Annotated in this window: 13 protein-coding genes; 4 read left to right on the plus strand and 9 right to left on the minus strand. The window is 52.5% G+C overall.

The window, feature by feature from the left end:
* The first annotated feature begins 231 nt into the window (after positions 1–231).
* On the plus strand, positions 232–3,537 hold the full coding sequence (locus tag AR333_RS25660) for a S8 family serine peptidase (RefSeq protein WP_068777133.1): 3,306 nt from the start codon (positions 232–234) through the stop codon (positions 3,535–3,537).
* A 137-nt stretch (positions 3,538–3,674) separates the two neighbouring features.
* Here AR333_RS25660 and AR333_RS19955 read toward each other — a convergent pair whose 3' ends face one another.
* The 5 genes from AR333_RS19955 to AR333_RS19975 form a co-directional block, all read right to left on the minus strand.
* Positions 3,675–5,906: a YhgE/Pip domain-containing protein gene (locus AR333_RS19955; protein ID WP_068777134.1), complete on the minus strand. Its 2,232-nt coding sequence runs from the start codon at positions 5,904–5,906 to the stop codon at positions 3,675–3,677.
* A 76-nt stretch (positions 5,907–5,982) separates the two neighbouring features.
* Positions 5,983–6,555, minus strand: a complete 573-nt coding sequence (locus tag AR333_RS19960) for a TetR/AcrR family transcriptional regulator (protein WP_068777135.1) — start codon at positions 6,553–6,555, stop codon at positions 5,983–5,985.
* A 332-nt stretch (positions 6,556–6,887) separates the two neighbouring features.
* On the minus strand, positions 6,888–7,862 hold the full coding sequence (locus tag AR333_RS19965) for a LacI family DNA-binding transcriptional regulator (protein WP_068777136.1): 975 nt from the start codon (positions 7,860–7,862) through the stop codon (positions 6,888–6,890).
* Positions 7,863–7,987: 125 nt separating this feature from the next.
* Complete coding sequence (locus tag AR333_RS19970; RefSeq protein WP_068777137.1) at positions 7,988–11,410, minus strand: cellobiose phosphorylase; 3,423 nt, start codon at positions 11,408–11,410, stop codon at positions 7,988–7,990.
* 22 nt (positions 11,411–11,432) lie between these two features.
* Positions 11,433–13,601 (minus strand): glycoside hydrolase family 3 N-terminal domain-containing protein, encoded by a 2,169-nt coding sequence (locus AR333_RS19975; protein WP_068777138.1) that lies wholly within the window; start codon positions 13,599–13,601, stop codon positions 11,433–11,435.
* A 317-nt stretch (positions 13,602–13,918) separates the two neighbouring features.
* On the opposite strand from AR333_RS19975, the gene AR333_RS19980 reads away from it, so the two are divergent.
* The 3 genes from AR333_RS19980 (at position 13,919) to AR333_RS19990 (ending at position 17,052) form a co-directional block, all read left to right on the plus strand.
* On the plus strand, positions 13,919–15,175 hold the full coding sequence (locus tag AR333_RS19980; protein WP_068777139.1) for a sugar ABC transporter substrate-binding protein: 1,257 nt from the start codon (positions 13,919–13,921) through the stop codon (positions 15,173–15,175).
* A 105-nt stretch (positions 15,176–15,280) separates the two neighbouring features.
* Complete coding sequence (locus AR333_RS19985; RefSeq protein WP_068777140.1) at positions 15,281–16,168, plus strand: carbohydrate ABC transporter permease; 888 nt, start codon at positions 15,281–15,283, stop codon at positions 16,166–16,168.
* A 41-nt stretch (positions 16,169–16,209) separates the two neighbouring features.
* The gene (locus tag AR333_RS19990; RefSeq protein ID WP_253735927.1) at positions 16,210–17,052 is read left to right on the plus strand and encodes a carbohydrate ABC transporter permease; all 843 of its coding nucleotides are present in this window, start codon (positions 16,210–16,212) and stop codon (positions 17,050–17,052) included.
* Between the two features lie 78 nt (positions 17,053–17,130).
* On the opposite strand, the gene AR333_RS19995 is transcribed toward AR333_RS19990, so the two are convergent.
* From AR333_RS19995 to AR333_RS20010, 4 genes are all read right to left on the minus strand, one after another.
* Positions 17,131–17,877: a hypothetical protein gene (locus AR333_RS19995; RefSeq protein WP_068777142.1), complete on the minus strand. Its 747-nt coding sequence runs from the start codon at positions 17,875–17,877 to the stop codon at positions 17,131–17,133.
* Positions 17,874–18,452 (minus strand): hypothetical protein, encoded by a 579-nt coding sequence (locus AR333_RS20000; RefSeq protein WP_172798905.1) that lies wholly within the window; start codon positions 18,450–18,452, stop codon positions 17,874–17,876. Before AR333_RS20000 ends, AR333_RS19995 begins: the two co-directional genes overlap by 4 nt.
* Complete coding sequence (locus AR333_RS20005) at positions 18,442–18,939, minus strand: RNA polymerase sigma factor (protein ID WP_068777144.1); 498 nt, start codon at positions 18,937–18,939, stop codon at positions 18,442–18,444. Before AR333_RS20005 ends, AR333_RS20000 begins: the two co-directional genes overlap by 11 nt.
* Before the next feature lie 262 nt (positions 18,940–19,201).
* Complete coding sequence (locus AR333_RS20010; RefSeq protein WP_068777145.1) at positions 19,202–21,505, minus strand: bifunctional diguanylate cyclase/phosphodiesterase; 2,304 nt, start codon at positions 21,503–21,505, stop codon at positions 19,202–19,204.
* Between the last annotated feature and the right edge of the window lie 65 nt (positions 21,506–21,570).

Raw genomic sequence — 21,570 nt, forward strand, 5'->3', positions numbered from 1 at the left:
CCGCCGCCCTGTCATCTTCTTTTTTTACAATAAAAGCCTGGTCTTGTTTTTACCAGCCTTGTATGGATTTCAAGAAATTTTTTTACCAAAAATTATTTATTTTCTTGTAATTAACCAGTTGGTCAAACTGTCTTATTTAATAGTCACCTATTTCTAGTAGAAAGAGGAGGGAGCTTGCAGTTTCATCTAGCTTGATGTAAGTCAAATTTCCGGATGAAAAGAGGGAACTAGTTGAACAATCACCGCCTGATCAAACAATTGTCTGTCGTATCACTCGCCTTTACGTTCATTGCGGGAACGAGCCTCGCACAGGTTCAAACGGCCCAAGCCGCCCAGAGCAACGGTTTTAAACTGAATACTCCCGGCGCGGGCACAAAGGCACTGCCGGATCAAGCAGCAGGGTATATTTCACCGAAGATCAACACCACTACTACTGAATCGGTCCGAGTCATCGTACAATTGAAAGGCCAGCCAGCCGCAGTCGGCAAATATGCCGCCAAAACGGGCAACAGCTCCCTTGCAGCAGAAGCTAACGAATCCTCCGTTAATCAAGAGCAGACCACTTTACTGAACAGCGCCAGAAGCAGCGGAATCGCGATGACCGTAAACTATCAGTACAACACGGTACTGAATGGTCTCGAAATAACCGTTCCAGCGAATAAGATTCCTGAACTCGCGAAGCTTCCGGGCGTAAAATCCATCCACCACAGCGCTAATTATTATCCGATTCCTGTCGGTGAACCGGCAGGTCTCGATGCCAATAGCCCCACATATGACAGCAATCCGCTCAAGCAGATAGGCGCCGATGCCGCCTGGGCCAAAGGGCTTACCGGTAAAGGCCTGAAGGTCGGCGTGATCGACACAGGCGTGGATTATCTGCATCCCGATCTCAAAGACGCCTACAAGGGCGGCTATGATTCTTTTGAGAAGGACAATGATCCTTACGAGGAACCCCCGCTCACTCCGGAAGAAGATCCGTACAAGACCGGGTTCGAAGGCACTTCTCACGGAACCCACGTATCCGGTACAATTGTCGGGCGGGCGGCTAATAAGACTTCAGACATCGTGCAGAAGGGCGTCGCTTATGAAGCCGACCTCTATGTGTACAAAGTACTCGGCCGCAATACGGAAACCGGTAGAGCCTCCGGGTCGTCGGCACAGGTCATTGACGGGATCGAGCGGGCGGTCAAAGACGGCATGAACGTCATCAACCTGTCCCTGGGCTCCGATTCGGAGAAAGATTCGAACTCCCCCGATGTCGTGGCGATTAATAACGCCGTACTCGGCGGGGTCGTCACTGTCATTGCCAACGGGAATGCAGCGGACAAGGGACCTTACTATTACTCCCTCGGTTCCCCGGCAACCTCCCCGCTTGCCATTTCCGTAGGTGCCGTGACGAGTACCACGAACCAGTACAAGGCTACCGTAACGGAAGCAGCCTCTGCCGCGGCCACGGCAGCTGCCTCCGCATCGGCTTCTGCGCCAATCTCCGCTGTTGCACAGAATCAGGCGGCGACCGTTACCGCGGCAGCTTACGCGCCTTACGATCTCAACGTAATGGCTTGGGAGACCGGCAAGGAGAATTTCGCTGCCCTGCTGGGCACGGGCGCCCAAGATGTCGTCTACGTGGATCTCGGACAGAATGAAGACTATGACGGCAAAAATGTCGCCGGCAAAGTCGTCCTAATCTCTCGCGGAGGCATCGCCTTCGTGGATAAGATCACCACTGCGAAGAGTAAAGGCGCCAAAGCCGCCATTATCTTCAACGGCAACACGGAGCGCAGCAACCCGAATGCTGCCGATCTGTCCCCTTCCGTAATCGGACGTGACGGGCATATCGGGTCCGCCGCCTTCCTCGGTGACGGGTTCGAGTATATCCCGACCTTCGATATGAAAGGAACCGAGGGGCGCGCGCTGGCACGCAAGGCACTCACCGCTCCGGGCAGTGCACTGAAGCTTGCCTTCGGACCGGAGTACCCGTATACGGAAACGCCGGGGGATACGATGGCAACCTTCAGCTCCCGCGGGCCGAACGTAGATGCTGATCTGGGCATCAAACCGGATATCACCGCTCCGGGCGTAAGCGTACTGTCCACCTGGCCGGCCTACGGCAAGTTCAAACCGGGCGCTTCGTATGACCGCGCCTACAGCCGCAGCAGCGGTACCAGCATGGCGGCTCCCCATGTGGCCGGACTTGCCCTGCTGCTGAAACAGCAGCACCCGGCCTGGACACCTGCCGATATCCGCGCCGGGCTTGCCAACACATCCGACAAGATCCGCGATCTGAGCGGAACGCTGTACGATGTATATTCTCAGGGCGCAGGGCGCGCTAATCTGGCGAACGCGATCCAGACACCTGCTCTTCTGGAAACGGTAGAGCCGATCACCATCCTGGATAAATACTGGAATCCGCAGCCGGTAACCAATTACGGTTCCTCCGCATCCTTTGGTGTCGTGGCGCCGGGAAGCAATGCCCAGAAAGAATTACAATTCAAGAACACATCCAAGCAATCCCAGACTTATTCCGCTAAAGTCGTCCTTCATTCGAAAGTGACTTCCGATCCGAATGCACCGACGCCTACACCGGATGTCAACAATCTGACTACCGAGCTCCTCGGGCTGAGCAGCGGCGGGAAAATCACGGTAGCCGCAGGCGCAGAGAAATCATTCTTCCTCTCCGTAACGCCTAAAGCTAATGCCGTGAAGGGTGTATACGAAGGTGAAGTCGTACTGGAGAAGACAGGCCAGCCTACGCTGCATCTGCCATTCGCCGTTCACGTCGGAGCTGAGAAGCCGGAGAATGGCTTCGGACTGCAAGAGCTGGAGCTGACCGAAACGGTCATTTATCCGGAGAATGACGAGGACGGCCCGACAGCTTCCGATCTCTCCTTCCGTCTGACGGCCAAAAATATCAATTCTTTATCACTGTGGCTCTTCGGACTGGATGACGAACTCATCGGCCGCATCGATCAGATCGCGCAGCGCAACAGCGCGGGCGAGTACAAGCCGATTGAACCTGGCGTCTACTCTTTTGAAGGTATTGACGGTTCTTATGTCGACGGAGAAGCAGATGAGAATGGCGAACTGATTGTGAAAACACTCGGTTCCGGCACTTATAAATTGGCGGTTATTGCAGAAAAACTCGACAAGTACGGCAATAACCCGGAACAAATCGCATACACGGCCTATACCTCGCTGCGTATTGCCAATCTGGAAAGCGACAAGGTCGCACAAGCCAAGGATAAGTTCAAAACGGAAATCGTGAACACCAAGAAGCTCAACCAGCCTGTACTCAAACTTCCTAAAACCGATGGTATTTCCTATAAAGTGACGAACAGCAACAACAAAGCTTATATTGATAACAAGGGCATCTTGAAACTGGTTCCGGCAAAAGGAATCGTAAATGTCGAACTGACTGTCACGATCTCTTCCGTCAAAAATCCGAAAATTAAAACAACAGTCAAAGTGCCTGTCGTTCTGAGCAAGTCCAAGGTTCCCGATCGCAAAACCACGGATGAACTTATTCCTGTAGAGTAAAAGGTTCCACAGTAAAGGTTCCAGTGTAAAAGAAGAGCCGTCTCCCGAACAGCTTTGGCTGCTTAGGGGACGGCTCATTTCATTCTCTTTTTTTATTCACTCACTCTTTTATTTATTACGCTGCCCGTAATTGACCGTTAGGCGGGATTCGCTTCAAGGTTCCGGGCTTTTGTTTTACGGTGAAGCACAATAAAGTAGGTTAGGGTAATTCCGGCGAACAGGACGGCGAAGATACCCAGAATGCCTAAGTTACTCCACATGGAATCGTAATTACCGCTTGAAATAACATCCTTAAGACCTGCAACCGAATAGGTCATCGGCAGCCAAGGCGTTACTTTCTGCAGCCAGTTCGGAATCAGTTCCAGCGGGAAAGTACCTGCCGAGCTGGTGAGTTGGAAAATCAGGATCACGATGGCCAGGAAACGGCCCGGATTCTGCATCGTTGTCACCAGGAACTGAATCAGCATCATGAAACAGATACTCGTAATAATCGAGAACAGCATAAACAGCGGAATGCTTTTCACTTCCATATCAAGCAGCCATAGAAGTGCGGCGTCTGCCACGATGGCTTGGATAGTCCCTGCCGTAATCAGTGTCAGTGCTTTACTCCAGAACCAGCTCCAGCCGCTTCTTGGAGCAATGGCAGGCTCACGTACCGAGTACACAATGGTCAGTACAAGAGCACCTACATACAGGCCCAGCGACAAGAAGTATGGCGCGAAACCTGTTCCGTAGTTCGGAACTTCGTTGATTTTCTCGGTATCGGCTTTCACCGGTCCTGCGAACATATCATACATCGAATCGGATACTTGGAGTCCGGATGTTTTGTCCGTTGCATCGCTCAGCTTAGTGGACAACTCATTCGAACCGTCATTCAGCTCAGTAAGCCCGGATGCGATCTTATCCGCCCCGTCTTTGAGCTGCTGCGAACCATCGATGAACGGATTAATATTGGTCGTAAGCTGAGTGAGGCCTTTATGCAGTTCAGAAGCACCGCCGGTCAGCTGCGCTGCCCCGGTTGCGAGTTCTTGGCTTCCAGCTTTGGCTTCGCCGAGCTTGGCTCCGAATTGATCCATCCCGCCAGTCAGCTTCTTGGCGCCCTCAGCTACCTGCTGGCCGCCTGCAGACAGCTTCTGTCCGCCAGCTGTGGCTTCCTTCAGCTTGCCGTCAAATGCAGCCAGGCCGGTATTCAGCTGGCCCAGACCTTGATTAAGCTGAGCCGCGCCCTGGCCCAACTGCTCCTGGGCTTCCTTGGAGCTGGTCATGCCCGCCGCGAGCTGCTTGCTTCCTGCGAGCAGCTTCTGGAATCCGGCATCCTGCGCAAGCTCCTCATTCTGCTGCGCAAGGCCTTCGAGCCCCTTCGCGAGATCGGCTGCGCTCTTCTCCAGCTTCGCCGCGCCTGCTCCGGACTCGGCAAGACCGTCCGCGAGCTGCTTGGAGGCCTGCGAAGCCTGCCCGGAGCTGGCGGTCAGCTTGCCGCTGCCGTCTGCCAGCTGGGTGAGGCCGCTGCTTAAGTTCTGCGCGCCGGTTCCCAGCGATGCGGCGCCCGTGCCCAGATCCGCAGCGCCCGAACCGAGCTGCTTCTGGGCTTCTTGCAGCTGCGCTAAGCCGCCCGCCAGACTGCTTGCTCCGCTGTTAAGCTTCGCGGCGCCTTCATCCAGCTTCGCACCGCCGGCTTCCAGCTTCACGGCGCCTTCTTTTAAGGTTAACGTGCCGTTAACGAGATTGCCGAGGTTTTCTTCGATTTTAATAGCGCCGTCTTTAGCTGTAGAGGTTCCTTCAGCCAGCTTGCCGGCCCCGTCGCTAGCTTTGCCGATACCATCGGTCAGCTCCTCGACTTGATCGAAGACGGTACGGGCATAGGTTTCCGTAATGTTCTTATTCAGAGATTCCTTCATTTTCTCTACAGCTGTCCCCCCGATTTGGGAAGCCAGGAAGTTGAAGCTCTCATTCGGCAGATAGGTGAACCGCGCCGCAGTCGGATTGTCAGAGGTTAAAGTTGTCGTCTTCTCCGAGAAATCCTCCGGTATTTCAATCGTCATGTAATATTTCTTGTCCGCCATTCCGGCAGCCGCTACATCCTTGGATACGAATTCCCAGCGGAACTGCGGGTCTTCCTTAAGCTTTTGAACAAATTCATCGCCGATATGCAGCGTCTTTCCATTAAACTCCGTGCCTTTATCCGCATTGACAATCGCTACCGGTAACTCGGCCATCTTGGCGTAAGGGTCCCAGAAAGCCACCAGAAACATGGCGGTGTACAATACGGGAACCATCAATACCGCAATAACGGGGATCAGCACCTTGCGGTTGCGCACAATCGAAGCCAATTCACTCCCGAATTGTCTTTGTCTAGTACCCTTCTTCATCTTTCCCACTCCTATAATTTACTAATTGACTGTTTTCGTCAAACGGTCATTTTCTTGCGTAAAAAAAGGCCAGCGCTTATGGAGCCAACCCTTCTTGTAAATAAAACCGGAGCAATTCAGCCACTTGCTTTTTATCCAGCCGTTCATGCGTATTTCTCCAGTCCGAGGTCAATGCTATAAACAGCTTCAGCATCACGTACGCTGTAATTTCGGGATTGCAGGGCTTGATTTCGCCTTTATCAACCGCATACTGAACCTGCTGCTGAATGTAACCGACAATCGCCTTCTCTATCTGCTGAATCCCTTCATGCGCCATTTGCGTACTGATCTCTTTGACCTCTTGGGAAAGCTTGATAGCCAGTTCGTGCTCTTCCTGAAAATCCAATATTCGATCCAGCACTCTGCCCAAATTCTCAAAAAAGCGCAGCTTCGGATCCAAAGCCTCTTCGGCCACATGCTTCAGCTCCTGAATGAGCCGGTTCATGATTTCCTGGAACAATTCTTCCTTGTTGATAAAATAAGTATAAATGGTTCCTTTGCCTACATTGGCGATTTTGGCAATCTGATCCATTGTAGTCGCTTTGTACCCGAATAGAGCAAAAGATTTTGACGCCGCTTCTATAATAAGTTCACGACGGTCAACTGCCATTTCATCACCCCAATACGATATGACTAAAATGTTCATTTGGTCATTTTCTAAGCTGAAGTTATTCTATCATGCTCATTTCTTTTTTGCAAGACTCGAATGCAATGACATTTCATACAGAAAACGAAACTGGATCGCATTTATAAATTAAGCTCGCTCGATCGGGCTTGAATCTTCTGCGGCTATTGTTATGAGGACAGCGATTAGCAAGCCGGTTATTAAGTTTAACATCCCCGGAAACCCTCCTGATGATCATCCGATTAACCAAAAAAGCCGACTAATCACTCTGGATTAGCGGCTCCTTCTCTTCCTTTGCTTGCCCCGCACAATCATCCTCACGGCCTTTCTCTAAGCTGAATAGACTCTCCAGGGACCAGCGTGACATAGATTCGTTCATTCTCTACGGCTTCGCCGGAGATAATCTTCAGCAGCTGTTCGGCAGCCAGGGCCCCCCACTTGTGCTTGGAGTAATCAATCGTAGCCAGGCGCGGGGTCATGTAAGCGGACAATTCAATATTATCAAAGCCGATGATGTGGATATGCTCTCCGATCCGGTACTCTGACTGCATGACCGTATTATACACGCCGATAGCCATCTCATCGTTAAGGCACAATACAGCTGACGGCTCCTTGTATTCCTGCAAGATGCGTTCTGCCGCTTTCTCGCCGGAAGATTTACTGAAGTTGCCCTCGATTTCCGTATATTCGGCATCCGGGACCCGGTCCATTACCTGCTTGACGGCCTGCAGACGCTTGTTGGCGTCATAGGAAGCTTGCGGCCCCGTTACGACATACAGTTTGCGATAGCCAAGATCCAGCGCATGTTCGGCCGCCAGTGTCGCTCCCGCTTTGTTATCCAGCAGCACCTGATTAATATTCGGGTGAACCAGTTCCCGGTCCAGGACGACAATCTTATGCCCCCGGTCCGCATGCTGCAGCAGTTCCTTATCGGAGAAGGCCGCGTCCAGCACGATAGCGCCGTCAATCATCCTCTCCGGAAGGAAACGATGAGACTGCTCTCCACTGCACACGATAAGCTCATAGCCTTCACGGTCCAGCCCTTCTTTAATACCCTGCAGCAGCAGACCATAGAACGGGCCGCTAAAATCCGTCAGAAAAACACCGACAATTTTCGTCTCCCTTTTCTTAAGGGTCCGCGCCGCTGCATTGGGCGTATAGTCCAGTTCTTTGGCGATCGCCAGAATACGGGCACATGTTTCATCCGTTACCTTGGAGCTGCCGTTCAGCGCGTAAGATACCGTCGATATAGAAACACCCGCTTTTTTTGCGATATCTTTAATGCTGACCACAATACTCTCTCCTCACGTTTCATTTATATATAGGTTAATCATACCATTATTTTGCATGCTTACTATCCCCTAATGAATCCGGTTGTAAAAGCAAAAGGACGGTCCAGCAGGACCGCCGTTTCGGCTCAGTTAACTAGTTCAATAACGTTTTGGCTATTGCCCGAAAGGTGCTTTAGCAGCTCCTCACGCTTGATCCGCAGACCTCCCGTACGGTAACGGTTGGCCACTTCCTCCGTAATCAGATCGTGTCCGTTCACACTTACACGCCGGACCGGTTTACCCGCAGAATGATACAGGAAGGTGACAGGGATATCCATAACCCGGAAATCAAACCGCAGACCGTCAAGTTCCGCCGGAAGCACCGGATCTACAACAAGGTCCCCTCCCTGGGTCCGTATCCCCAGGCAGCTCGATATAAGCTGGTTCATGTAAATTCCCGGACCGCTGGAATAAATTCTCCAGCCGCCTTTAACGGCAACGCTGCCATCCCGAAGCTCACCGAACCGTTCCTGGGCTTCATAACGGGTGTTGAACTTGCCGTCCGAGCTGCTGAAGTAAGCGTTACTCTGACGGAGCTCGGCACTTGGCACAACATCCTGGATTCGGACAGGGTTGATCACCTGCAGGCCGCGCCAGACTTCATCGGCCTTGCCCAGCTTGGCCATCGCTTCTACAAAGCGGATATGGGCATGGACATACTGCAGGCCGACCTCCCGGCCCAAATTAGCTGCCTGCTCCGCCCGCTTGAAGTGGCGGCTGACGCCACCGTCGTAATGAGCAGGCCGGTTCATCAGGCGGACGCCGTCAGGGTAGTACATCTCTTCCTTGATGAGGCGGTAGTGCGCTTCAGCCTGCTCTGGCGTAAACAGCTCACTGATCATACTGCGCGTCATCGGCAGCAGCCGGTAAGAGATGCCCGTCTTCGTATCCGACGGATGCAGCATAAATTCGGTCTCGCCGGGTTTCTCCATATAGACGAAACCGGGAATAACATCCGTATTCAGCACGTAAAGGGAGAAGTCCCGCTTAATACCGGCTGCCATCTCCCCCAGCTCTGCCGATAAATCCGGGTCCGCGTCTGACAGTACGGCAGACAGCTGACGGACTGCCTGGTAGGTCAGTGCCACAGTCCAAGAGCTGACCATGTACTTCTTGAGCTGGGCATTAGCCGGCTGAAGCGTGTCGTCCCAGTCTCCATCCCCGTATGAGGACAGGTGCGTATCATGCAGGAAGTTACGCCGGATATACTGGACTTCTTTGCGGACGTGGTCCTTCAAAGAAGCCTGCTCCTCTGTGAAACCAAACGTATGCCGCTTCGTGTAAGGAAGCTTTTCCTGGAGAAAAGCCACATCCCCGGTGGCGGCCAAATAATCGCCGAGAATTTTCAGCGGCCACACGATGACATCCCCATGGCTCTCCTCCTGCTGGATATGGGCATACCGGTCAAACATGAACCACTGCGGCCAGTTGCCCTCATCTTCATACTGATGGGCATATACGGTACGCAGAATGTCACGAATTTCATCAAACTTGCCGGTGGCGGCAAAATACTCCGTCGGCCCCTGGCACACGTCCCGTGTTCCCCATGCGGCTCCGCCATACTGTTCCAATCCGTGCGGAACCGAGTAGTGGACGAGCATATTATGGGTGTACCACCAGGCCAGCGCATTCATCTTGTCCAGTGCCTCATCCGTGCCGGCACCGGAGCGCGACAAGCGGAAGCCGTTCATGACGGATTCCAGGAAATCCCGGTAGCGGGCAGCTTCCTGAGCGGCATCTGCCCCAGTGAAGGCAGCTTCTTCCCCGCGAAGCAGCCCTTGCACTGTCAAGCTCCACGAAGCACTCGCGCCAATCTCCAGCACGACCAGCGAAGCCGAACCCGGTGCGGCATTAGGTGCCAAGCGGCTCTCATCCCACACAGCGAGACTCGCGCCCTCCACGCGCATGCGGTAGCGCAGGTCCGGCCATACGGTAGCACTGTCTGAAGCGTTATCAGCAGTGAACGCAATGGTTTGTCCGTCCGCTTCAAGCTCCAGGCAGAACGGAACCTCGTACTCATTGTTGTTCATAACCGCTTGGTTGGTCACGAGATACCGGTACGCCTTTCCTTGCTCCGAGATGATCTGCAAGTGAACTTCAGCCGCGTCCGCAGCGGTGAAGTTGGTGATGATGAGCATATCCCCGGGCATTTTATAATACCAGCGCGTGTAGTTGAATCCGATTTCGAACAGAGAGGGCAAAGTGAGCAGCCGGAATTCTCCCCCACTCTCTATATAAATGCGTTGTCCCGCCGTCTTGGGAACGTTCAGGGCATTACGCGCATGGGACAGCATTTTGTTGAATGACGTATTCCCTACGGTGAGCTGGGAGTTAAACACCCCGTACATATAGGAAGTAGATGTGATAACGGACTCATTCAACCGGGCGTTATCGCCGCTCATCAGGATGTGCCCGTGCGGACGCTCAACCTGAAGTTCTTTTGCTTGTAACACCACGTGCTCATACGTTCCCGTAAAAAAGGAGAGCAGCTCGTCTTCTTGACGTTCCTCCAGACGGCGCTCCGGGAAATAATGCTGAATCTCTGCCGGAGTGAAGCTTTCTCCCGTCAGCGGTTTGCCGATATCGGAAGAGAGAAGGACAGGCTCGGCTGCAGTGAAGCCAGCAGCGGCCCCACTCTCGGATCGTGCTGCAATCCCATTGGTTCCGGAAGCTGCATCTGCATACATACGCTGCGCTAATTCCCATGCTTCCGCTACTTCCTCTTCATATTCAAGAGACGTAACGGCTTCCGGATGGCTTGACTTGAAGAGACCGTAGAAGACGAACCGGGCCGCTTCGCCCTCGCTGCCTATACGGACCCGTTCCGACTGAAGTGCTGTATACGCAAACTCATACTGGTAAATTTCATTGGCAAGTTCATTGCGGGATAGCGCTTCCGGCTTATCCGTTGCCTTGTAAGAAAGCCCGTAGAACTGGAACCCGTCCGTAGAGAAGCCGGCTGCTTTCGTTAAGGAACCCTGCTGTATATAAGGAAACAATGTTCCTTGAGGCTGATTTTGACGCGAGCAGACGACGCGCCCTAATGAGCTGTCGTCAAATACCGTATGATCGATATATTGAGACAGATAAGCTTCATTACTGCGGACGGCCCCCCGGTCGGCAAGACCCAAGTCCTGACCGTATACCAAATCGATCTCAGCATCCGTAGTTCCGCTGACCTGAACGTCCCAGAACCAGATATCCCCGGGCGTCAAAGTGAACGTCACCCGGTAGGACATCCCCTCGGCCGTTCCTTCCCAGACCACCTGGGAAGCGCTGTACTGGAAGCGGCTGTCCGAATGAACGCCCAGCAAAGGAATCGCTTCGATTCCTTCCTCCCGGTGCAGACGCAGGTACAAATTATTCAGCGATCCGTCAATCGGATTAGCCAGCCATTGATTGATCAGGAAAGGCCCCGAAGTAATTTCCCGGATATCTCCGCTGTTTAGAAAAGCAAACCGCAGGCTCCCCGCCTGGATATCGAACGATGTGCTCGTGAATGTGGTCATGGTGTTGGCTCACTCGCTTTCTTTACTTGGTTAACCGGAACCGGAGCTCTGCGGTATCCCGGCTGTTCGGTCCGACAAAAACGGCGAATTCTCCAGCGTCGCTCGTGTGGCTCAGGTCCGCATGATAGTAGCGGAGCTGCTCTTCAGATAAGGTAAACGTAACCTTTACGCTTTCTCCGGGTTCCAGCAAAATTTTCTTATAGGCTTTCAGCTCTTTAACGGGCCGCACGACCTCGCCTGCGAAATCCCGCACATAGAGCTGAACCACTTCTTCACCCGGCACAGCTCCTGTGTTCGTAACCCGGACGGAGACCGCAAGCGGCTGTCCGGCTGTCATCGTATTCCCTTCTATACCGGCATCTTCATACGCAAAGGCCGTATAGCTCAGACCGAAGCCGAATGGCAGCAGCGGTTCGTTCGGGATATCCAGATATTTCGATACATAATGTACCTGTGCATCAGGCGCATCTTGGGGACGGCCTGTATTGAAATGATTGTAGTATACCGGAACCTGACCGACGCTGTACGGGAACGACATCGTCAGCCGTCCCGACGGATTCTCGGCGCCATAGAGCAGATCGGCAATCGCCGCGCCGCCCTCTGTTCCGGGGAACCAGGCTTCGAGTACGGCATCTGCTTCGTCGATGATGCCATGCAGGTCGAGCGGACGGCCGTTGAACAGCACGGCTGTCATCGGCTTGCCCAGCGCCTTCAGCGCGGCGACCAGCTCAAGCTGCGGAGCGGGCGGCCGGATGTCTGCACGGCTGCAAGCCTCGCCGCTCATTCCGGAGTGCTCCCCGAGCGCCAGTACGATGACGTCCGCGCTGCGGGCAGCCTCAAGCGCCTGCGTGATCTGCTCTGGTGTGCCGCTCTCGACGCCGCAGCCTTCCGCAACTGTAATCCGGGCCGGGTCTGTATAGGCGGCGAGACCCTGGTAAAGCGGCACCGCTTCTTCTGCGGAGCCCATCCAGGACCACGGCCCGAGAATGTCCCCGCTCTTCGCGAACGGGCCAATCAGCGCGATCCGGCTTTCCGGTCTAAGCGGCAGGACGCCGCCCTCGTTCTTGAGCAGGACGCACGACTTCCGTGCCAGCTCACGGGCTGCTTCGCGGTGATCCCCGCTCAGCACAATCTCCCTCTCCCGATCCGGGTCAGCACCCCTCAGCGGGCTCTCGAACAGGCCCAGCTTCTGCTTCAGGCGCAGAATCCGGAGAACCGCTTCGTCGATCAGCGCCTCTTCGATCACGCCTTGCTCAACCATCGCGCGCAGATGGCCGATGTAACACGTCGTCATCATCTCGATATCAACGCCCGCAGCAAGTGCCTTCCGGCCTGCTTCGGCCTCATCGGCGGCAGTGCCATGCGCAATGAGTTCCTTGACCGCGCCCCAATCCGAGATGAGTACACCGTCAAAGCCCCATTCCGTGCGAAGCAGATCCCGCATCAGTCTGGTATTGCCGCTGGCCGGTATCCCGTCTACGGTATTGAAAGCTGTCATGACCATTTCACAGCCTTCATCTAACGCCGCTTTGTAGGCGGGCAGGTAGAATTCCCGGAGCTGACGTTCCGACATGTCCACCGTATTGTAATCGCGTCCGCCCTCCGCTGCTCCATAGGCTGCGAAATGCTTGACGCAGGCGGCTACCCGGTCCGAATCCGCGCTTAAATCCTCGCCCTGGAATCCGCGCACAAATGCCCGGGCAAATTCGCTGTTCAGATAAGGGTCTTCACCCGTGGATTCCATTACCCTCCCCCAGCGGGGGTCACGAACCAGATCCACCATGGGTGCAAAGGTGACATGGACACCGGACACGGCAGCCTCTTTGGCTGCGATTTCCGCGCTCTTGCGGGCAAGCTCCATATCCCAAGAGCAGCCGATTGCAAGCGGAACGGGGAAAATCGTCTTATAGCCATGGACGATATCCGCCATAAACAGAAGCGGAATACCGTGCGGATTTTTGCGAAGATGCGCGTTCTGGATGGCAATGACCTCGTCGGCACCCGTAACCCCGAGAACCGATCCCGTATGGGTCAGCACTTCATCCGTAATGCCCATGGCAGCCATAGGCCCGGTAATTTGCCCCTGGCTTGATGCCCCTTCAAAGAACGGTCCCGCCAACTGCTGAAGCTGCGCGATTTTCTGATCCAGTGTAAGCTTCTCCAAAATGGATAACAGCTGTTTCTCAGACATTGTAGTGCCCCCTTATGATGTGAGATTGGATTGGTTGATATATACGTTCATAGTTTTAAAAAGGATTAGTGAAACGTTTCGATTTGTGATAATCCGAATTATAAACCTCTTCTTTCAGAGATGTCAAACTCACAAAATAACTAAATTCGTTAATTGAAAGCGGTTTATTTTTCCTGAAAAAGAAACTTGAATCCGATTACAAGATGATTTATAATGAAATCGAAACGTTTCGATTGCGTTTGATAACCTTATTTATTAGGCACAATAAGATTACACCCTATTTATTCATAATCACTCATTAACGGGAGGAAACAAGAATGAAGCGTAACAAGTGGGCAGCGGGACTAGCAGGTGCCATGATCCTGACCAGCGTATTATCTGCATGCGGTAATGGGGGAACGACAGAAGGCGGCAGCAGCGCAGAAGGCGGTAAAGTCACCTTAAATGTGTGGGGTATGGGCGAGGAAGCCAAGTCTCTGCCCAAAATCGCCGAGCAGTTCGAGAAAGACAATCCGAATATTAAAATTAATGTCCAGGCTCTTCCGTGGTCTTCCGCTCACGATAAGCTGCTGACGGCCGTCGCCTCCAAGAAAGGCCCCGATGTCGTGCAAATGGGAACCACGTGGATTCCTGAATTTGCGGCAGCAGGTGCGCTAATGGATCTGACGCCTATGGCCGCTAATTATCCGGAAATCAAAGAAGACAATTTCTATCCCGGCTCGATTCTGACAACCAAGTATGAGGATAAAACCGTAGGGGTGCCTTGGTATATCGATACGCGCGTGCTTTACTACCGGACAGACCTGCTTAAAGAAGCCGGTTATAATGAAGCACCGAAAACTTGGGACGAGCTGCAAGATGCCGCCACGAAGCTGACTCAGCGGGGCAAAGGCAAGTACGGAATTTCCATCGATCCCAAAGAGCAGTCTCTGGCTTTCATGTTCGCAAGGCAGAATGGCTCCAAGCTGATCGACGGTAAGACGCCGCTTTTCGATCAGCCGGAATTCGTTGAAGCCGTCGATTATCTCAATAGCTTCTATAAAAACGGATCAGCGCCGAAAGATCTGGGCATCGATGCTATTCAAGGCCTGTCCGGAGAAGGTGTGGTACCGATGTTTATCAGCGGACCCTGGATGGTTAAGCTGATTAACGATCAGGCACCTGATCTCAAAGGCAAATGGGCCACTGCGGTACTTCCGAAGAAAGAAAACAATATTTCCGCACTTGGCGGAGCCAACTTGTCGGTGTTCCAATTTACCGAGCATAAAGAGGAAGCTATGAAGTTCCTTGCTTATATGAGCAAGCCGGAGACACAACTGAAATGGCTGGAAATGACACAGTCCATGCCTTCAACCAAGAAAGCTTGGGAAGATCCCGCTCTTCAGCAGGACCCTCACTACAAGGTCATCGGTGAGCAGATGAAAGCTTCCGAGCCGATGCCAATGATCAAGCCATTTGAAGAAATTGCGCAGACTTACCTGAAAAGCTTCGAGCGGATCTACCGTGGTCAGGCAGAGGTTAAACCCGAGCTTGACGCTTTCAATAAGCAGGCTCAATCGATTTTAAACAAATAAATGATCTGATCCATCGTAAAAAGACCCGATGCTAGCCGGCCCCGCAGGCCGGTTTAGCTATTAACGGCCCGCCTATCCGGGCGACAGTGAAGGAAGGGACATGAGATGAAGGGATTCAGCAACAGCAAAGCGCCCTATTTTTTTATAGCACCTACCATGATACTGCTTACACTTTTCTCCCTGCTTCCTATCTTTGTTGCATTAATTATCTCCTTTACCGATATGGATCTGGCCGGATTGGCCGACTATTCCAACATTAACTTCATCGGCTTCGAGAACTATATCAATGTCCTCCAGGATCCGCTTTTCCTGAAAGCCATCACGAACACCCTGTTCTATGTCATCATCGGGGTACCGTGTGTCGTTATCTTCTCCCTCGGTATCGCATTGTTGATTAACTATGGAACTTCACGTATTTTCAAAGCGTTCCGGGTCATCTATTACCTGCCGTCCGTCACTAACGTAGTTGCGGTGGCCGTCGTTTGGAGTTACTTATACAATCCTGCCTTCGGCCTTTTCAATTATGTACTGGAATCAGCAGGTTTTGATAAGATCCCATGGCTTACCGATCCGGTTATGGCTAAAATATCCTTGATTCTTCTGGCGTTATGGCGTGCTATAGGGCTCAATATGATTATTTTCATCGCTGCTCTGCAGGGAATCCCCAAAACCTATTACGAAGCCGCACAGCTGGATGGAGCTAACACATGGCAGCAGATGATTCATATTACGGTGCCTATGCTCCGTTTCGCGATCTTCTTCGTTTCGATCACCACCATGATCGGCTGGCTCCAGTTCTTCGAAGAACCCTTCGTCATGACGGAAGGCGGACCGCTGGATGGAACGACGTCTGTCGCACTGTTTGTGTATAACAACGGCTTTAAGCTGAGCAATTTCGGCTATGCCGCTGCAGGTTCTTTCGTCCTGTTTATTGCGATTATTGTCATTACCATTATTCAGTTCCGGCTCCAGAACAAAGAAACCGATATCTGATACGAACGGAGGGAAACCTTGTGGCTGCAAAATCCGCAAATCTGCGAACGGTCCGGACGAGTAATTCCGGATCCAGTACTTTGTTTCAATGGATCGTCTTTACCTTGCTGACCCTTGGCGGCATCCTATTCCTGATTCCGTTCGTTTGGATGATTCTATCCGCGTTCAAACCGGAAAGTGAAGTGCTGCGAATACCGCCTACCCTATTGCCCGAAACGTTCACCATGGATAACTTCAAGAATTTGTTCGCCAATATGAACTTCGGGGTTTATCTGAAAAACACGCTGATCATCGTATTGTTCTCATTTCTAGGCCTGTTCCTGAATGCCATGGCCGGCTTCGGCTTTGCCAAATACAAGTTCAAGGGCCGTGACAAACTGTTCTATCTCGTTCTTGCCACTATGATGATTCCGGGACAGGTTACGATGATTCCCGTCTATCTCATCCTGAACTCGATGGAACTGACGAACACCTTGATCGGTATCGTACTGCCGGGTCTTGTCGGAGCGTTCGGCATCTTCCTGTTCCGCCAGTTCATGTCGGCGATTCCGGATGAACTGCTGGAAGCGACCCGGCTTGACGGTGCCAGCGAGTTCCGGACGTTCTTTCAAATCGTTCTTCCGATGTCCAAGCCGATTCTATCGGTACAGGCTATCCTGACGTTCATAGCCGGATGGAACAGCTTCCTCTGGCCGCTGATCATCGCCAACGACGAGAAGCTGTACACCCTGTCGGTCGGATTATCCCTGCTGAAGGGCCAGTACAGCAGCAACTTCGCGCTGCAGATGGCCGGTTCAGCGTTCATGGTGGTACCTATTCTGATCATCTTCGCGATCTTCCAGAAATACATCATCGACAACTACAGCATTTCAGGCATGAAATAACGCACAAAAGAGTACATTCCTTCCTGAGGATTGTACTCTTTTGCTTTTGCATCCTATTCCAACCGGGACTTCCACGGTTTATTTGCCGCTGAATTCCTCAACATCCTTCAAGGTAATCTTGCTGTTCTTCTCCACTCCGATCGAATACTTTACATAGCCGAATTCATCTTTGGCCCCCGCGTCTTTGTCTCCCATGACATTACCGTTTATGGTAAAAGAACGATAATCGTAGCCTTCCGCATTCAGGAGAGACTGAATAACCTGCGCGGCAGCCAGCACCTCTTCTTTGGCAGCCTTTGTCGAATCCAGGACGATGTGAATGTACAAAGGTTCATCGAATTTCAGACTCTTGTTCCAACGGGTGTCCCCGGCATACTGCCCTTGAACTACTTCCAACTGAACCGTTACTTTCCTGACCTCCGGGATCTCAGGCTCAATCTTCCGCTTGATCTCCTCCCCCGCCTCCTCACTCAGCTTATCCATGAGAGTAAAGTCCAGATTATCCATCCGGATACCGTCTATAACCACCTTAGGCTTAAATCCTCCCACCTCGAAATCATGCTCTAGCGCAGTTCCTTTGTCCCCTGAGGTCCCAATCTCCACGACTGTAAATTCGTATCTTTTAAATTTGAAGTTATACATTCCCTCTTTAATCCGCAGCTCTTTGTCCGGATATGTCTTGGTTATAAACTGCTGAAGCTCACGCTTGGCCAGCCATTTACTGACGGGATTCCCATTGAGCGAGTTATACAGCGAGCCCACAAAGAGCACAAGCACAATCAGCAGAGCGAGATAAAGCAGCTTCCGTTTCTTTTTCTTCTTCATCCTGCTTCCCCCTCTTTCCGAATTTTCAACACCAGCAAACCGATTAGAGCGCCTATTACGGCGAACAGGCCGTGAATCAGAGCCATCAATCCCGCTCCAAACAGCGATTGCACCAAGAATGAACCGAGTGCAGCCCCTCCTGAGGTCCCACTCATCATCTGAGCAATGCTGTCTCCGAGCGACCAGATAAAAATCGGTACGAGGGATATAAACAGCACGAGCTTCATCTCTTGATAGAAAAGATACGTGACCAGCCCCAGCACGGTGTACCAGAGAACAAAACCAAAGCTTTCATTAAGAATCGAGGTGCGGATGGCCAGGAAAAAAGAAATCGCGATAAACAGCATCTGATAGAGGGAAAGCTTCCGGTTAATGTTCTTCATCATGCTCTCATAGTCGGCCGCGGCGGGTATTTCCGCTATAGGGAGCGGCTCCCGGGACATCCGGAGCAGATCCTCGTATTCCTTATTCCCTTGGATCTGGGCTTCCAGCCACTTCGTCGTCTCCTCGCTGAGCAGCCCTTCCGTATACAAAGGAAGCAGATCCTCGATGATATGCCGCACATTATGGTCCATAATATCCCTCCAGCTCTTTGTGCAGTTGCAGCTTGGCCCGGTGAAACCTGACCCTCACACTGTTCTCGGCAGCGCCTGTCAGCTGACCGATTTCTTTGAAGGACAGCTCCGCGTACATGCGCAGGGTAACGATCTCTTTGGACAGGTCGTCCAGGCGGTCGATCTGAGCCAGCAGCCGCTGCTGCTGCTCACTCTGGATAACCTGCTTCTCCGGCGTGAGCGATTCCGCAGCAGGCTCACCTGCGAGCTTAAGCGCCAAGTTCTCCTTGCTCTTCTTGGAGCGGTAATAATTGCTCAATTTGTTCTTCGCTATGCCGAACAGCCAAGTCCGAACCGTCGACTGCCCGGTGAACGACCGGTATCCTTTGACCGCCTCATAGAAAACTTCCTGAGTCAAATCCTCCGCCGCCTCCCTGCTGCCCGTCCGTATGTAGAAGAAGGCATGCATCCGCGGTTGTGTATCTCTATAGAGTTCCTCCAGCGCCATGCGCTCCTCCTCATCCGAACATGACCGAACGGCAGGCTTCGCTTGAAACCTTCTCCGCTGTTCTTCTCGATTTAGTGAATCACTCTATTTGTAACAGATGACTGAATTTCGTTACAAGGTTTCGTTATTTTTTCATAAAAGAATATTCAGGAAAGGTTAGGCTGGTCTCCTCCATACGCAACGCAAAAAAACAGCCGCCCCTTCCGGGGACAGCTGTCCTGGTTCAAAGAGCCCGGATATCTGGATACGGCCGATTTTAATTTCATACGATAGCGGCTCGTTCTTCATCCTCCGCATACCGGAGCAATTCTACGATTTCCCCGGCCGGAAGCGGCCTGCTGAAGAAGTAGCCCTGCATCTCGGTGCAGGCCCGTCTTCTCAAGAAATCGAACTGTTCGGCTGTCTCCACGCCTTCGGCGATCACTTCGAGCTTAAGGCTCCGCGCCATCGCAATAATCGAGGAAGCAATCACCGCATCATCTTCCGACTGCGTCACTTTGTTCACGAAAGAGCGGTCGATCTTCAGACGATTAATCGGAAACTGCTGCAGATAACTGAGCGATGAATAACCGGTCCCGAAATCGTCGATGGAAATCTGCAGACCGAGATTTTTGAGCTTTTCCAATTTGACGGAGACCTTATCCGCGTTGCGCATCGCGACACTCTCCGTAATCTCAAGCTCCAGATATCTCGGCTCCAGTCCGGTTTCCTCCAGAATACCGGAGACAATCTCGACGATATTGTCCTGCATGAATTGGGAGACGGACAAATTGACCGCCATCCGTACCGGTTGATAGCCGGCGAGCTGCCATTCTTTATTCTGCCTGCAAGCCGTACGGAGCACCCATTCGCCGATACCCACAATCAGCCCCGTTTCCTCAGCCAGCGGAATAAAGTCGGCTGGGGAGACCATCCCCCGCGTCGGATGATCCCAGCGGAGCAGCGCCTCAATCCCGACGACCTCTCCCGATCCCAGGTTAACTTGAGGCTGGTAGTGCAGCACGAATTCATTGCGCGCACCGGCCTTTCGCAATTCCTGCTCAATGGCATGACGCTCCAGTGCATCTGCACTCATGGATGGAGTCGACCACTCGTAGGCGTTCGGATTCTTTTCCTTGGCGCGGTACATGGCCGCATCCGCATTCTTCATGAGCATGCTCACATCCGCTCCATCATCCGGGTACATGCTGATGCCGATGCTGGTCGTTACCGAGCATTCCTGCCCGGCAATCATAAAGGGCCGGTTAATCGACTGGATAATCGAACGGACGACTGTCTCCACTTCCTCTTCCCCCTGGACGACTGGAAGAAGAATGGTGAATTCATCTCCCCCCATCCGGGCGATCATCCCCTGTCCTTGAAGACATCCGGTCAACCGCTTGGCTACAATTTGAAGCAGCTGGTCTCCGAAATTATGCCCCATAGAGTCATTTATGTATTTAAACCGGTCCAGATCCAGGAACATAAGCGCAAGCCTCTGCCGGCTGCAGATGGCATGCTTCAAGGCAAGGGACAGCTTTTCCTGAAAAAGTCTCCGGTTCGGCAAATCGGTTAGTGCATCGTGGTAAGCCAGATGGTTGATAGTTTGCTCGGATATCTTCTGCTCCGTAATGTCTTTGCCGATTCCGAACACCCCGACAACTTCCCCGCCTACAATAATGGGCACCAGCCTTACCTGAAGTTCGACCGGATGTCCCTCTTTGTGCAGGATAGCCATTTCAAAACTGGAGGATTCTCCGTTCCGGGCACGTCTGAAATACAGGACCGTACGGGCAACGCTCTCTTGTTTCATAAAAGGTTCGCACTCGGAGCCTAGCAGTTTACTGGTGTCGTAGCCCGTAATGGTCTCCGTAGCCGGATTGGCCGTAAGCAGTCTGCCGTCCAGACTGAATGAACAAACCAGATCCGGGTTGTGTTCGTACAAAGATTTGTACCGGTTCCGGCTCTCCTCAAGTTCGATCTCGGAATCCCGCCTCTCCGTGATATCCCGGATAATTCCGCGAAACCCGGCAGGCGCCCCTCCGTCTATTCCGTTAATGAGAACGATTGAGCTTTCGACGAACCTAGCGGGCTGCCCATCCCCTAGCACTTCCCACTCCACGCAGTTTACCGGAACATCCGTCTGCTGGACCCATTTGAACGTCTGCCTGAGCTTCTCGGCATGTGCCTCATTCATGAACGCACTGTAATGGGAGCCTCCGAGTTCTTCCGCAGGAACCCCAAGCAAATCACTTAAAGATTGGCTGAAAAATGTAAAATGGCCGTCTATATCCGTTTCATAGTATCCGTCTTTAATACTATCGAGCGTAGCACGGATTTTATCGTCCGCCTCCTGCTCTCCCTGGGCGGCCTGTGCCTGCGCAGCAGCTTCAACTTTCCGGAACAGCAGGAGGCTGCCCAACCCGCAAGCCAGTGTCAGAGCAGCCAGCTTTATCCATACATTCATAAATGCCGATTGCGGGCCGCCTCCGAATACTTCCTTGCCCACTAACTCGATTCCCCACTGAAGAGACATTACCGCTATTAAATAAGAAAATAAAATACGTTTCGACATAAGTCTGGTCATAGAAGTCACCTCTACAGCACTAGGAAAGTATGAGCAGAGGAAGGTACGAGTCCCCTTTTCAAGTT

The sequence above is a fragment of the Paenibacillus sp. FJAT-26967 genome, assembly GCF_001541095.1.
GTDB lineage: Bacteria > Bacillota > Bacilli > Paenibacillales > NBRC-103111 > Paenibacillus_F.

Excerpts from the sequence above, each read along its gene's own strand:
- AR333_RS19955 (WP_068777134.1), bottom strand. The coding sequence starts at position 5,906 with ATGAAGAAGGGTACTAGACAAAGACAATTCGGGAGTGAATTGGCTTCG.
- AR333_RS19960 (WP_068777135.1), bottom strand. The coding sequence starts at position 6,555 with ATGGCAGTTGACCGTCGTGAACTTATTATAGAAGCGGCGTCAAAATCT.
- AR333_RS19970 (WP_068777137.1), bottom strand. The coding sequence starts at position 11,410 with ATGACCACATTCACGAGCACATCGTTCGATATCCAGGCGGGGAGCCTG.
- AR333_RS19975 (WP_068777138.1), bottom strand. The coding sequence starts at position 13,601 with ATGTCTGAGAAACAGCTGTTATCCATTTTGGAGAAGCTTACACTGGAT.
- AR333_RS19980 (WP_068777139.1), top strand. The coding sequence starts at position 13,919 with ATGAAGCGTAACAAGTGGGCAGCGGGACTAGCAGGTGCCATGATCCTG.
- AR333_RS19985 (WP_068777140.1), top strand. The coding sequence starts at position 15,281 with ATGAAGGGATTCAGCAACAGCAAAGCGCCCTATTTTTTTATAGCACCT.
- AR333_RS19995 (WP_068777142.1), bottom strand. The coding sequence starts at position 17,877 with ATGAAGAAGAAAAAGAAACGGAAGCTGCTTTATCTCGCTCTGCTGATT.
- AR333_RS20000 (WP_172798905.1), bottom strand. The coding sequence starts at position 18,452 with ATGGACCATAATGTGCGGCATATCATCGAGGATCTGCTTCCTTTGTAT.
- AR333_RS20005 (WP_068777144.1), bottom strand. The coding sequence starts at position 18,939 with ATGGCGCTGGAGGAACTCTATAGAGATACACAACCGCGGATGCATGCC.
- AR333_RS20010 (WP_068777145.1), bottom strand. The coding sequence starts at position 21,505 with ATGACCAGACTTATGTCGAAACGTATTTTATTTTCTTATTTAATAGCG.